This window comes from Sphingobacterium nematocida (assembly GCF_900168125.1).
In the GTDB taxonomy this organism is placed as follows: domain Bacteria; phylum Bacteroidota; class Bacteroidia; order Sphingobacteriales; family Sphingobacteriaceae; genus Sphingobacterium; species Sphingobacterium nematocida.
The window spans coordinates 460,676-476,300 of the sequence record NZ_FUZF01000002.1; the positions used below are offsets into that span (position 1 = coordinate 460,676).

The 15,625-nt window shown below is 38.3% G+C and carries 8 protein-coding genes; 5 read left to right on the plus strand and 3 right to left on the minus strand.

Annotated elements, in window-relative coordinates:
- The first annotated feature begins 413 nt into the window (after nucleotides 1-413).
- From B5X76_RS04210 to B5X76_RS04220, 3 genes are all read left to right on the plus strand, one after another.
- Nucleotides 414-3,998: a response regulator gene (locus B5X76_RS04210; RefSeq protein WP_079641506.1), complete on the plus strand. Its 3,585-nt coding sequence runs from the start codon at nucleotides 414-416 to the stop codon at nucleotides 3,996-3,998.
- Nucleotides 3,999-4,368: 370 nt separating this feature from the next.
- Entirely contained in the window at nucleotides 4,369-5,010 is a 642-nt protein-coding gene (locus B5X76_RS04215; RefSeq protein ID WP_079641619.1) for an OmpA family protein, read from the plus strand.
- 30 nt (nucleotides 5,011-5,040) lie between these two features.
- Nucleotides 5,041-5,712, plus strand: coding sequence for a PRC-barrel domain-containing protein (locus B5X76_RS04220; protein ID WP_079641508.1), 672 nt, complete (start codon nucleotides 5,041-5,043; stop codon nucleotides 5,710-5,712).
- Nucleotides 5,713-6,127: 415 nt separating this feature from the next.
- On the opposite strand, the gene B5X76_RS04225 is transcribed toward B5X76_RS04220, so the two are convergent.
- Together B5X76_RS04225 and B5X76_RS04230 are read right to left on the minus strand one after the other, a co-directional pair.
- Entirely contained in the window at nucleotides 6,128-6,595 is a 468-nt protein-coding gene (locus tag B5X76_RS04225) for a ferritin-like domain-containing protein (RefSeq protein ID WP_079641510.1), read from the minus strand.
- A gap of 62 nt (nucleotides 6,596-6,657) precedes the next feature.
- Nucleotides 6,658-8,793, minus strand: coding sequence for a GAF domain-containing sensor histidine kinase (locus B5X76_RS04230; RefSeq protein ID WP_079641512.1), 2,136 nt, complete (start codon nucleotides 8,791-8,793; stop codon nucleotides 6,658-6,660).
- 143 nt (nucleotides 8,794-8,936) lie between these two features.
- Between B5X76_RS04230 and B5X76_RS04235 the strand changes: the two genes are divergently transcribed.
- Nucleotides 8,937-9,458, plus strand: a complete 522-nt coding sequence (locus B5X76_RS04235) for a DUF488 domain-containing protein (protein ID WP_079641514.1) — start codon at nucleotides 8,937-8,939, stop codon at nucleotides 9,456-9,458.
- Between the two features lie 104 nt (nucleotides 9,459-9,562).
- Here the strand turns inward: B5X76_RS04235 and B5X76_RS04240 are convergent, their stop codons facing one another.
- Nucleotides 9,563-10,060, minus strand: a complete 498-nt coding sequence (locus B5X76_RS04240) for an RNA polymerase sigma factor (protein WP_079641516.1) — start codon at nucleotides 10,058-10,060, stop codon at nucleotides 9,563-9,565.
- 408 nt (nucleotides 10,061-10,468) lie between these two features.
- Here B5X76_RS04240 and B5X76_RS04245 point away from each other — a divergent pair, with 408 nt between their 5' ends.
- On the plus strand, nucleotides 10,469-15,622 hold the full coding sequence (locus tag B5X76_RS04245) for a translocation/assembly module TamB domain-containing protein (RefSeq protein ID WP_176140985.1): 5,154 nt from the start codon (nucleotides 10,469-10,471) through the stop codon (nucleotides 15,620-15,622).
- Nucleotides 15,623-15,625: the final 3 nt, after the last annotated feature.

Here is a 15,625-nt window from a genome sequence, read left to right on the forward strand (position 1 = left end):
TTTTTGAATTTTTAAACAACCTGTCCAATCCGGATTGGATCGTATCGCAACAGTCTATCTTTTTTGATTAGCGTTCTTCCTATTTATTTACACTTTAATAAAGCATCATTAGACAATGATAGATGATATAAGGGATGACAGTTAGTGACGGTTATGCAAAGAAAATTATGGAAAAGATATTGTCTTAAAATATACAAGACAACAAGCGCCGAAAGGCGCTTCGTTGTTATATGTACTTCTTTTCATTCATTGGAAATTAATGTCATGAAAAAGGGTGTCAAATTCTTTCCTGTCAAATTCAAAACACGTCCCTTATTCGGGAGACGTGTTTGTTAATTACAAGAATCTTTAATACCAAATTGATTTAAGGCAAATATTACGTAGTTTTACAGAATTACCTTTGAATTAGCAGAATGCCGAAACCATTTTTAAGAAATCTTCAGCTAGGCTTTGGAGTGTCGTTAGTCCTTTTGTTTGCAAGTTCTATAGCCTCTTATGTCAGTATTCAGGAACAAATTAGTAACCGATCCCAAGTTGATCACAGTCGACAAGTCATCAGTTCAGCTAATAAAATATTACATGATCTTCAAAATGCAGAGACAGGTCAACGGGGATTTCATCTAACGGGTTTAAATACTTTCCTGGCACCGTATAATCACAGTCTGACATCGTTACCCGAATCCTTGAAGAAGACTAAGGAGCTTGTTGCAGATAATTCTATTCAAAGTAAAACTGTTATTGAACTCACTGATTTGGTCGAAACACGGTTGCAAATCTTGACTCATCTGGTGGAGTTGAAAAAAAATGGAGGTGAGGCTACCCTGGCCCAATTAGAGGAAGGGAGGCAATACATGGATAGCTGTCGAAATATTATAGCCCATTTCATCGAGGCTGAAGGTATGTTGTTGGATAGGAGGACCGAAAAATTAAATAGTCAATCTTATCGTACATCTATATTCGTTGTTGTATCTGCAATTGTATCCTTACTCATCACTATTGTATTTTATCTGAAAATCCGGGAAGATTTTGTGAAAAGAGAGCGCCTACAACAAGCGTTAAAATCAAAGGATGAAGAAATTAGGCGTCGTCTTGCTGCGACACAGCGTATTGCTGCTCAGATAGCGAGTGGTGATTACGCCGTAGCTATTGATGACCAGGAAGACGATGACCTTGGAAGTCTTAGTGGCTCTTTAAAGGGGATGGCAGCTTCCTTAAAGCATTCTTTTGATGAACTCAGCCACAACGAGTGGCGGCAGACCGGTTTGGCGCAGCTTAACAATCTAATGGTAGGCAATAAAACTCAGCATGAACTGGCGACTTTAGCATTGAACCACCTTGTTGGTTATAACGATTGTGTAACAGGAGCTTTTTATCTATTAGATCGGGATACAATTGTTTTAAAGAGTACTTATGCGCTCGAAAGTAGCGTTCCTCATTCGTTTTCGCCGGGGGAGGGTGTCATAGGGCAAGTTTTTAAGGATGGTAACGTCAAGTTATTAGACAACCTTAGAGAAGAGGATTATGTGGTTAGTTTTGCGAACGGACAACTTGGTATTACAAACGTTCTCTTTTTACCCATTCGGGTAGATTTTCAGAGTATCGGTGTTATAGAGCTAGGCTCTTTAAGTGGATTTGCAAAGGAACAGTTACCCTTTTTTAAGGAGGCTGCCCGAAATATCGGAATCTCTATAGCTGCGGCCCAGAGCAGAGAGCGGGTACAAAATCTATTAGAGGAGACCCAGGCCCAATCGGAAGAATTACAGACACAACATTCTGAATTAGAAAATTTCAATACGGAGTTAGAAGCACAGACACAAAGGCTACAAGCTTCCGAAGAAGAGCTTCGAGTCCAACAAGAAGAGCTTGTACAGACTAATTTTGAACTAGAGGAAAGGTCAAAATTATTGGAAGAGAAAAACCAGCTTATTAGCGAGCGAAATATAGAGATCCAGCAAAAGGCAGAAGAGCTTGAATTGAGTACAAAATATAAGTCTGAGTTTCTGGCCAATATGTCCCATGAGTTACGCACGCCGCTAAATTCCATACTTTTATTATCTAGGCTTCTGGGTGAAAATACAGATAAAAATCTAAACGAAGATCAAATAGAATCTGCAATGGTGATCCAGAGCTCAGGTAACAGTTTATTAAATCTAATAGATGAAATCCTAGATCTTTCCAAAATCGAATCTGGAAAAATGGATCTGGAATATGTTCAAGTACCATTGCGAGAGATAGCTGAGGATTTAACAAATATGTTCACGCCTCTTGTTAAAGAAAAGGGTATTGATTTTGAGGTCAATATTCAGCCCGGTATTGCACCATATATCCAAGTCGACCGCTTACGCCTTGAGCAGGTATTACGCAACCTGCTTTCCAATGCTATAAAGTTTACACCTAAAGGTATTATCTCCTTTTCCATTAGGGATGATGAATTCGATACCAAAAGTATTATTTTTTCTGTAAGAGATTCCGGTATCGGTATTCCTCTTGAGAAGCAAAAAATAATTTTTGAAGCATTTCAGCAGGCAGATGGATCTACGCGGAGAAAATTTGGAGGTACTGGACTGGGACTGTCCATCAGTAGAGAGATCGCCCGTCTTCTCGGTGGCAAAAGTAAGATAGAGAGTAAAGAGGGAGAGGGAAGTACTTTCGATTTTATTATACCAAAAAAGCAAGAATTTGTTACAGTTGCTGGAGATCCGGTTCAGCCGGTTAATGTATCAAAATCTATTGGGGCAGAACCTAATGAACCCAAAGAGTCCGTATCCATTACCGTGGAGCATATCCCGGAAGAAATAGAAGATGACCGTAATAATATAAGCCAGGGAGATAAGGTTATTTTAATTGTCGAGGACGATACCAATTTTGCGAAGGCACTGCTCAAATACACCCGACAGCAACAGTATAAAGGCGTAGTGGTCGTCCGAGGCGATTATGCTACCCCTGCAGCATTAAATTATACTCCTCTAGCTATATTGTTAGATATCCAGTTACCTATAAAAGATGGTTGGCAAGTGATGGATGAATTAAAGGGCAATCCTTTAACACGTCACATACCTGTACACATTATGTCGTCCCTTAGCGTTCAGAAAGAGAGTCTATTAAAAGGGGCGATAGATTTCATAAGCAAGCCAATTGCGCTCGAACAGATCAGCAACATGTTCAGTGCTATTCAAGAGGCCCTAACCCATCACCCAAAGAAAGTTCTTATCGTAGAAGAGAATCCTAAACATGCCGAAGCGCTTTCCTTCTTCCTGAGCAATTTTGATATTACGACAGAGATAAGCAGCAGTGTAGAAGAAAGTATAACAGCTTTAAATTCGGATAAAGTACATTGTGTCATATTAGATATGGGAGTACCCTATAAAGGTGGTTATGATGCGCTAGAAGAAATCAAGAAGAATCAAGGTTTGGAAAAATTGCCGATCATCGTATTCACCGGCCAAAATCTTACCCAAACAGAACAGACGAGACTTAAGAAGTATGCAGATTCCATTGTTGTTAAGACCGTACATTCTTACCAACGTATCTTAGATGAGGTAGGTCTTTTCCTGCATTTAATAGAAGAGAACACCTCTCAACCCCATAAAAAAAGCTTTAATAAGCTTGAGTCTTTAACAGAAATACTTCATGGCAAGAAAGTACTCGTCGCTGATGATGACGTTCGAAATATTTTTTCATTAACTAAAGCCTTGGAAAAATACAAAATGACCGTTGTTTCGGCTATTAATGGGAGGGAAGCATTGGATACATTAAAAAATGACTCCGAAATAGCGATTGCACTGGTCGATATGATGATGCCCGAAATGGACGGATATGAGACAATCCGGCAAATACGGACTGATCCAAGATATGTTAATCTGCCTGTTATAGCAGTTACCGCTAAAGCTATGACAGGTGATCGAGAGAAATGCATATCAGCTGGAGCCTCAGATTATATATCCAAGCCAGTTGATACAGATCAGTTAATGTCTCTGCTTAGAGTCTGGTTGTATTGAAAGTGAAAAAATGACACTTCTGTCCTTTTCAATTCTATTGGTCGGATGTACCCGGTAAGAGCGTGCGGTTATTTTGATTTTGACGCCAAGATCCTGAGGTCTATCTGCAACGGTGTGCCTGCAGCATCCCGTAATATTTTATTACTTGCGATAGATCCTAAACATTGGTTATTCATATAATACTAAAAAAAATAAAAGAATAATCTTTCCGAAGCTTTTATAAATGTTTTTATTCTAGCCAATGTTTGGACCCCAAATATATTCCAAAGGTATTAAGAGGCTTTTGTGCAATAAAATCCCAATCCTAACCTTTGCACAATTGAACTAAAATCTCCATATAATGTTCTATAGAAGAACAAAATCAAATTATATGGCACATTTAGAAGTAAGACCCAAAAAAGGTACACCATGGTGGGTGTGGCTTTTGCTTGTTGCGGCAGCAATCGCAATCCTCCTATTTTTTATGAGACGATGCGACAGTTCCAATATGGACAATGATAGGGTAGATGATACCCTAGCGAATAGCGAGCTAGACACCGCTAATGTATTGGCCTCTACCGAGCCAAATTGGAACAGCGTAGATTTTAATACACCCATTTCTACCGATTCAGATATCAGCGACGATGCTATACAGATTCGAAACCATGCCGATTACACCATTTTCAGTATCGGTGAGAACATTCTTTTCCCAACAGATGGCAATGAGATCCAGGCAAATGCTACAGACAAACTTAAGCAAGTTGCCGTAGTCTTGAATAAGCGCTTTAATGGTGCTTATATAGGAGTGTTTGGCAATGCCGATTCTACCGGTACCACTGATCATAATACCGCGCTCGGTGCGGAACGTGCTAATGCTGTAAAGAATTGGTTGGTAAGAGAGGGAAGTTTAAATGTAGATAAGATATCCGTTCATTCCCTTGGCGAAGATGCCCCTGTGGCCGACAACCAGACCGCTGCGGGTCGCAAACAAAATCGAAATGTGGAGATAGTGGTATTCAGAACAAAACCTTAAAATTAAATAGCAAATATTAAAAGATAAGTTATGGCATTACAAGATAATAAAAATAAATATGACCATCTCCAAGAGTTGGGCGGAAGTGGGTATGAGATTGTAGATGGACAGCCGGATATTCGCGGCTGGGTAGTTAAGAATGAAGTGGGGCATATCATTGGAGACGTAGACGAACTACTTTTCAGCACCGAATCTCAAAAGGTAAGATATATAATCGTGACAGTAGATGCTGAAAATCACCCCTCAGAGGACGAACGGAAAATTTTAATTCCTATCGGAGTCGCCGATCTTTACGACGAAGGGCAGATTCAAGACAGTATCCCTTCTATTATAGAAGGGGACAGAACTGGAATTTATGATCCTAGAGAAGATGGGCAGGTTGTGGTGGTTCCTATTAATGCCCAACAATTAATTATGCTGCCTAACTATTATGAGGGACAAGTGGATCCCGAGACCGAGATGTTGGTTCGCCATACTTTGGAGGGGGCTAACGACGTCGGGTTTGTTGTCGGAGCTACTTCTTATGATCCGAATGATTTTTATCAACATAGCCATTTTGACGAAGACCGGTTTTACGAGCGCAGATGGCGTACAGGTGATGGTGCTCCGCCACCGACTGGAACCACTGGCGGGTCAAGGTTTCGTTCCCGCAATACAGACGACCCAACTAACGATAACTTAAATCCTTCAGATCCTTATTAAGAGAAAAAGAGGTATAAGAATTATCTTATACCTCTTTTAAATTTCAGTCGTTTATTCGTTTAAATTGATAAATTAAATGTTTATGCTGGGGCGTAATTAATTTTGAGCATTTATATAATCATTGGTTAAGCAACGCAGGTTGTTACAGTAGCAACATTTCTTATAATCCTAAGTAAAAAATCCTGTGATAAATCCCAAAAAAAATTCTGTCACACGACAGGAAGCTGTTTATATAAGATTAAACAGATATAAATAAAATTTGTTTGCGTATTCTAAAAAAAAACCTCTAAAACGAGAAATTGCAGCACATAAGGAATTTTAATGATTTCTTTAAGTAATTAAAATAAATGATCCCCCTATACTTTGGGAGCGCAGGGGAGTCAAGGAGCATGTAATTAAATATAGAAGTTTAGATTTAGCGAGGTGTAGTATCCCTTAATTGTTTTATATGGTTGTGCGCTTTGAATTGTTCACTAGCTTGGCTCTGTAATACGACTAATAAATCCATGGGAAGCTGAGCTGATTCCTTCATCGCATCATTATATACATTTATAAATTCGTCTTCACCACGTTCACAACTTTCCAAAATAGCATGTGAGGAAAATGGGTCAACAGCAGATTTAATTGACATCCAAGCTCTAAATAATTTACCTGAGGTTCGCGTCTCATCACTAGGAGTTTCCCCTTGTTGTACCACGAAAGGAGTAATTTCAGCCTTGAATTTAATAGATTGATCTCGATAGCCTTCAAATAATGCTTTTAATCCCAAGTTTTCATCTTTAGGCAACAATGTTATAGCCTTCTCATAGCCTTCTATTCGATCATTATTAATCTCTATCAAATTATTTAAAAATTCTCCCAGATTATTTTGCATGTTATCCATAAATAATAATGTTTTAACCAATGAACAAAGTATTTATGGAAAGGTTCGATATTGAATAGGAACTAATTGTCGGGAAAAGCTATTATAAGAGTTGTGCTAGTATTAATTTTACTTTCGATCTCAATTGATCCACCCAACATATTTACTAATTGATTTACTAGAGCCAAACCTATACCAGCACCAGGATATCCCAACGCATTTTTACCTTTATAAAATGCATTCATAACTAGATTTAATTCATCTTCTGGTATTCCAATACCATTATCATTGATTTTGTATACAACCATTTTGTCCTTCTTATAACTGGATAAGGATATGCGAGCATTAGCTTTAGCCGTACTAAATTTAACAGCGTTATCGATGATATTTGAAAAGATTTGTCTTATTGTCGCCTTTTCACCATATATGGGCATAAGATCAAATATTTCGAGCTCACATCTAGAATTGTTATTTTGCTTTTTACTTTCTTCAAACAGATTCGGAATCAGCGGATGTATAGCGATCTCTTCTTTTTTGAAAATAACATGTTTGGAGCGCATGAATGCTACCGTTTTGTTTATTAAACTTTCCATGTTTTCCAAACCGGCGACTATATTGCTTATACATAGATTCTGAATATCTTGGGACATATCCATTTTTTTCTGCAATAACTGTGTACTCAATCTGACCGCTGATAATGGGTTTTTTAAATCATGAGAGATTGTATGCGTGATCATTTCCAGTTCATTATTTGCAGTGATCAACATTTCTTTTGTCTGTTCTTCATGTTTTGTTCTTGCGATTATTGCTTTAGTTATCATCTTATCAAGGCTTCTTATAAAAGACAGGTCTTCATCATTCCAAAAAGCCGCTGTATCCACTATTTCGGTCTCCATCAGTTGCAAATTCCCTTCGCTATTTCCCTGCTCGTCGTCTTCTCGCGAATCGCAAACCTCCATCAGAGAAGTTTTACTTTCATCTCTAAACCAGAGTATCCAATGGTCTTTTTCTCCACCTACCTGCAAAGCTGCTACACCAGCAATAGGTAAGGGAGACGTAAAGTCATGTTTTCTTTTTAACCTGAAATTGTTGTCTTTAAAGATTTTTTTATTAACCTGTTTGATGGTATCCAGGATCTTATCGATTTGTAAATTAGAAGGCGTATTTTCAAACTTATGGATCACACCATGATGATAAATAGCGACTCCATCTGCTTTCGCCAAATTAGCGATTTCGTCAATATGTTGTAATAAACAATAATTCAGAGATCGTCCATTAGATAGGTTATCGTCAAATTGCTTTTTTGTCTGCTGTATAATTTTATCAAATTCAATTCCTTTCTTTTGTAAGATCTCCTCATGACGTACCGAAGCATTCTGTACCAATAGTTGGCAAAGAAGTCTTTTTTGGTAATCTATTTTCTTTAACGTTTTATTTATACATACTACTAATCCCCACAGACATTTATTGATAAGGATAGGAATAGTGAAAGTTGATTTTGCAGAAATTAAGTTCGAAAACCTCGCCTTTTGTGATAGAGGTAAGTACTCAATCGGAATATTTTGATCTGGATGGGCACAAAATATAATTTGCTGCCGTCTAGCTAAATCTGGGATATACATCACCTCGTTTTTTGAAAAATACGCGTATAAATCCTCCGATATAAAGCTTTTCGAGAATAATTTGTCCGTATAGGCAAATTCATGATCGGTAGTCGCTATCACTCTACTCGTCTTATCTTCCATGATTTGTGCTACAAGTACATTGTCAGCCTCGGTCACGCCTTGTATGTTTTCTAAGAGTTTACACCAAATGGAAGATAAGGTCTCGTTATCAATAGGTGTAAAATCATTCATTTCCGATGAAAAAATAATGTCCGATATTTTTTCTTCTATCCGGATAAATAGTTGATTCGCTTGTTTGTGAATATGTAAATAATACGGGACGTCTTCCTCTTTCACTACAAATGTCCTTCCGCTATCACAAATTTTTGAAGGGTCACTTAGCAATGAAGATAATTCAGGAGATAAGGTAAAACGATTCTCAAGGAAAAGTTCAAGATCAGTACTTATAATAAGTTTCGAATCTATTCCAAGCGGAAGTAAATTTTCGCTAATAGCTATTATTTTTTTAAAATAATCAGTTATTAAAAATTGACCATTAGCCTTCATAGTTAAAGGATAAACAGAAAGTGAATTCTCGGATTTTTTTTGAGCCATGTAAAGCGAGTATAAAACTATGTAAGGTAAATGTATTCCTTGATAACTCCAAATCGGCTGGCTTTCTAAATCCTATAATTTGTTGCACAGCTATTCATTATTGAACGAAGTTAACAGTGAATTGTTATCCTGAGAAAACCCCAATGGAAAATGAAAAAGTTATATATACAATTGGGCATTCCACGCTTAGTTATGCTGATTTTGTTAGTTTATTAAAGTTGTATCATATAGAATTGCTAATGGACATCCGGCGTTTTCCGGGCTCGAGAAAATTTCCTGTTTATAATAAGGTGAATTTGGAAACCAATCTTCCAAAAGACAATATACAATATATACACGGGCGAGAGTTGGGAGGAAGAAGGAAGGTTCAACCAAATTCAGTGAATCAAGTCTGGCGTAATGAATCGTTTCAAGGTTATGCAGATTATATGCTGACGGATGAATTTCACGAAGGGATAAACCAATTAAAAAGAGAAGCAACGATAAAGACAACTGTATATATGTGTTCAGAAGCGCTATGGTGGCGATGTCATCGTGCCATGGTTTCGGACTATTTAAAAGCAGAAAATTGGAATGTGTTTCATATTACGTCAGCCGGAAAGGTTATTCCACACCCTTATACCAATCCGGCGACCGTAGAAAATGGTCGGGTAGTTTATAAATAATTTTGTTAACATTTTATTTTATTATAGTATTTTTAATAGGTGTTTGTTTAGTGGACCTAATCCCCACCATTTTATTGGGTGGGGGAAGGTCTATTAATTTTAACTTAAGCAAACTGACGCTGTAAACGCTTTCGTATAGCGAAGATCTTGGATTTGATAGTGCCTTTCGGCATACAGTACATATCAGAAAGCTCTCGGTACTTATATCCTTTTACGTACATATTAAAAATTTCTTGGTTTTCATCAGACATACACGCCAAAGCTTTATTAATATCTTTTAATATCAATTGTTTATCCACCGTGTTTTCTGTGAAAGGTTCATGACATCCCAAATTTTGGTATTCTGTCGCCTTCTGGTTTTCGTAGGTAAACTTATATTTTTTTGTTCGGTACTGATTGATATATATATTTTTCATTATAACGAACAGCCAGGGAATTATCTGAGGGTTATTAAAAAATTGGTCAACATATTTCAATGCCCTTAGCAATGTTTCCTGTACGAGATCCTGTATATCCTCAGGATCACTGGTAAATTTATAAGCTAGATTTTTTAATACGGATCTGTATTCTAGCAGCTGTACGTTTAAGTCCTTATTTGTCATCTCGAAGTTGTTAAGTTTTTAATAACTGAGAAACAAATAACATGCGATTTATTGCTTTAAACCATATTACAGGTATTCTCACCGTTAAAATGGTAACTAAAACTTGCAGAAGGGATATTTGTACTTGTTCAGTGTGAGGTATTAGTGATTTTAAGTAGTATAAATACGGTTACAGTATGTTTAAGCACTCATTTTAACGCCTTGTAAAAAATTAGAATTAAAAACGCTCATATTACAAGCAACCAATTCTTTCTATAACTGTTAACAGTACACACATCTAATGTATACCCTACAAAATCATTTGTTTTGAACAGAATTGGACGAATAGCTTTAAAAACTTTAATATGGATAGTAGGCACCCTTATAGGTCTGCTGGTTTTATTAATTTTAATCATCAGGATTCCAACAGTGCAAAATTATGTTGTTGGAAAAGTGTCCAGCTATCTCGAGCAAAAGATTGGAACACCCGTGGACATCGGAAACGTATATATTACTTTTCCAAAAAAGTTGCTTCTTCAGAATATCTATATTGAAGATCAAACTAAAGATACCTTAATAGCAGGGGAGAAATTACTCGTCGACATTAATATGTTCAAACTCCTTAAAAATACAGTAGAGATAGAGGAAATCGAGTTAAAAGGAATCACTACAAAAATCAAACGCACCCTTCCAGACAGTACCTTCAATTTTGATTATATCATACAAGCTTTTAATTCGGAGAAAGAGAGTTCTGCCTCTGCGGACACGACCTCAGCACTGGTATTTGATATTGACAAGGTTTCTCTTGATAATATACATGCTATTTACGATGACGCCATAATCGGTACCCGCGCTGAGGTGCGCTTGAAACATTTTGATACCAACCTTAAACGCTTTGATTTAACGGGCAATATGGCTTTCGCTATGCCTAAGATCAAGGTAGAAGGTTTTACAGCGTTGATAAATCAATGGCAACCGGCCCAAGCTTCTGATGCCCCTGCAGCCAGTCACTTTGGGGTAACTGATCGTAGTGTTGAGACGACCTCGATGCTTCCGGATATTGATATCTCGAACATAGACCTCGTCGATATAAGTTTAAACTACCAAAATACCGCGACAGGACTAAAAACAACATTTGACCTCAAAAAATTTGCTACAGATATAAAATTAATAGATCTCAATAAGTCTATTGTTGAATTAGGAGAACTAATGGTCGACCGGGCCGATGCGGATATTATTATGGATAAAATTTCCACTCCAAAGATAGAATCTGCTTCTAGCGATACATCTTCAGCGAATTGGACCGTATCGGCCTCGCGGTTGCTTATAAACGATACGAATATAGGATTTAAAGATAAAGGAAAAGCTCCAACAAAGGGCTTTGATTATGCCAATATTAGCATAACAGAGCTAACAGGCCAGTTGGATGACTTTTATTACCGCGCTGATTCCATTTCTGGATCGTTACATAATCTTTCGGCAAAGGAACATTCCGGACTAGATTTATTAAAAGCACGAGCTAGTTTTGTGTATAGCGATACAAAGACAGAGCTTACTGATTTATTGCTTCAGACACCAAAAACAATTATCCGGGATCATATTAAGATTACATATCCTACATTAAGTGCATTAACTCATAGTCCCGACAAAGTAAATGTGAATGTCAACCTTACGAAGTCCACCATTTACATCGGGGATGTCCTTCTTTTTGCACCATTTTTAGCCAGCGAACAGTCCCTACGCCCGCTATTGGCGCAATCATTTTATATTGATGGAACAGTTAATGGCAATTTGTCCAACCTACTAATTCCGCGTCTAGAAGTGAAGACAGCTTCGCGTACGCATCTCATTGCAAAGGCTACACTCAAAGGGCTTCCAGACTTAAAAAAAACATATATCGATCTGCAACTAAATAAGTTCACTACAGGCCGCAAAGATATTCAACAGTTGGTATCTCGGACATTATTGCCGCCCAATATAAAGTTTCCAGAATCTATTCGATTAAATGGATTCTTTAAGGGCGGCTTAAATGGTTTTGCTACTCGGTTAAACTTAGGGACTGACCTAGGAAATGCATTGGTTAGCGGCAACCTTAAAATAGAGAAAGATACCTCCTATAATGCACGCATAAAGATTGATGGGCTAGATATAGGAAATATTTTAAAACAAGATTCGACGATGGGCAAACTTTCGGCGGATGCAGATATCGCTGGCGTGGGGTTGGATCCTCGCAAGATGAATACAAAAATAGCAGCGACCATCCATAGTTTTAATTTTAAAGGCTACAATTATCAGAATGTTACTTCAGAAGTTTTAGTAGACCATGGACTAATTAAGGGCTGGTTAGATAGTCCCGATCCCAATGCGCGTTTAAATCTCAATTTCAACGCTAATTTAAGTACTTCCTATCCTAGTCTTAAAGCTAATCTAAAGGTAGATAGCGTAAACCTACAAAACCTTCGTATTGTCAACGAGGACATACGATACCGGGGGCAGCTACAGGCTGATTTTGATACTGCAGATCCAGACAATCTCAACGGAACAGCACTTATTTCTGGCTCCTACCTGGCTTATAAGGATACCCGCTATGCTCTGGATAGTATATTACTTACTGCAAAGTCTGATAAAGAGCAAAAACTATTGACCTTACAATCAGATATAGTGAAGGCACATTTGGTGGGTAATTATAAGCTAACCGAATTAGGCAAGTCGTTCCAGCAGATCATTAGCAGTTTCTATAATAACGGGCAAGCCATATCACAAAATCCGGTAGCCATAACACCACAGCAGTTTGAATTCAGTGCCAAGCTATCACAAACACCCTTGATAAAGAGCTTTCTTCCTAAACTGACCGATATGCATACGGTTACCCTAGATGGAACATTCGACAGTAGAGACCATAACATGCAGGTTAAGTTAAATGTTCCTCTTGTGCGGTATGACAATATGCTTATTCAACGGTTAGGAGTTGAGATAACAACTGCTGACAGTGCTTTATATTATTCAGCAACTGTTCAAAATGCTCAAATTTCTAGCTTTCAACTTAATAATACCTTGCTATCAGGTCGGCTCAAGCAGAATCAGGCCGATATTAAATTATGGATTAAAGACAAAGCAGATAGCCTTCAATATGCGCTAGCTAGTGCCGTGCAAATTGCTCCTGATGCATATGATATACGACTAATGCCAGACAGCTTGGTTCTAAATTATGAGACATGGACTGTAGCTCCTTCCAATCATATTCGCTTTTCTAAAGCAGGCCTTTATGCAAATGATTTTAATATAATAAATCAGGCACAGGAGCTCAGCATACAATCGGCCGATTCTACGGCCAACTCACCATTGACCGTTAGCTTTTCTAACTTTAAGTTACCAACCCTTACCCGTATGGTTACAACCGATTCTTTGGGGATCGAAGGAACCATCAATGGCAAAGCCACTATTTCAGAGCTACAAAATAATCCTACCGTAGTGGCGGACCTTCTTATAGAACAGTTTACTTATGCAAAGCAGCCCGTAGGCGACATCAGTGTTAAAGTAAACAACGAACAACAAAATATATATGCCCTTGATATAGATGTCACGGGACAAGACAACAATGTGCAATTATCCGGGACGTATTCGATAAACCCAACCGGTGAATCGCAGATAGATGCCGATCTGAGGTTACAGCCATTGACAGTACGCACTCTACAAGCATTCTCCATGGGGGCTTTAGGTCAGTCGACGGGGGAATTGACCGGCAATTTAAAAATTAATGGCACACCTAATGCCCCTCAGTTAAATGGAGAAATAGCGTTTCAAGACGTTAATTTAAATGTCGCCATGATAAATGCCGATTTTAGTTTAGATCAGCAGATTATACGTTTTGCTAAAGATGCGGTCCACTTTGATAATTTTGAAATAACTGATGCAAAAGGGCATCCAGCTATTATAGATGGCAAAATAGGAACCAGCTCCTTTAGCGATTTGGATTTCGGACTTCAGCTTCGTTTGGACGATTTCGAAGCCGTTAACTCTACTCGCGAGGATAATGACCTATTTTTTGGTAAGCTATATCTGAGCTGTGATCTTAATCTCACCGGAAATATGAACCTTCCGCGTCTTGATGGAAATATACGGGTAGAGGATAGTACAGACTTTTCTTTAGCTATACCCAATAAGAATCCGGGAGTAGTAGAGCGCGAGGGAGTAGTCGACTTCGTAGACAGGCGCGACACGTTATTTGCGCAAAATATGGCGCGTTTAGATTCCCTGACAACTTTAGATCAATTAGCCGGGCTTGACATCGCTATAAATCTTTCTACAGACCCCGAGGCAAAGTTTAATATTATACTAGACGAAGGCACACAAGACGCTCTCCATATTCAGGGTGTGGCCGAAATAAATGCTTCAATAGATGCGAGCAACAAGATAAGCCTCTCAGGTACTTACAGTGTGGAGCAAGGTTCCTATACCTTTTCACTAGGGCCTATTTCCCGCCCATTTACATTCCAAAAAGGAAGTACCATTACCTTCAATGGGGATCCTTTAGATGGTAGTCTGGATATAACTGCTGTCTACACGAATAAATTCCCGACATTGGAACTGGTGCAACCTCAAATAGGATCAGAAAACCCCAATTTATACAAACAGCGGTTGCCATTCGATGTCAAACTTATACTGTCTGGCGAGTTATTGAAACCTGAAATAGCTTTTGATATCGACATGAACGAAGAGCAAGCAGTAGCATCACAAGATGTGGTCAGCAAAGTAAATATCGCGCTGTCAAGTTTAAAAGAAGATCCATCAGAGTTAAATAAACAGGTTTTTGCGCTTATAGCCTTGGGTCGGTTTATGTCTGCCAATCCTTTTGAAAGCCTTTCGGGCGGGGGCGGAGTTGAAGGAATAGCACGTAGTACCGTAAGTTCTTTTTTGACCAGCCAGCTGAATAATTTAGCATCAGATTTGATTAAAGGCGTAGAATTAGACTTCAATCTCCAATCCGAGGAAGACTACCTAACAGGAAATGCGCAAACGCGTACCGACTTGAATGTGGGTGTATCCAAGTTGCTTTTCGACAATCGTCTTAAAGTTACAATAGGCTCAAATTTCGAGGTAGAAGGTAATTCCAGACCCGGAGAAAAATCAACCAATATTGCGGGAGATATTGCGCTTGATTATCAGTTATCTAGTGACGGACGCTATATTGCACGTGTCTATCGTAAAAACCAATATCAAGCCACCTTGCAGGGGCAATTTATCGAGACAGGGATAGGTTTCATTATGAACAGGGATTACAATTATTTCAGGCAATTATTTATCCGGTCCAAAGCAAAAAATATTTATAATACCGATAAACGGAGCTTTAAACGCCGTTTTGATGTAAAACGTATGGGAACAGATTCAGTTTATAGGGACAGTGTGCGTACGCTTCTACGGGATAGTGTCGAGCGAAAGGGCGGCGATTATAGAAAGCCTCTGGGCAGTAATAAATTATCACAACTGAACGTCACTTCCAAGAGCAATAGGGAGGGTGCTCAAGACACGCTGTATATGCCTAAAAAATCGCTAATAAGAGAAGAAGAATTAAATAGGAGATAAATC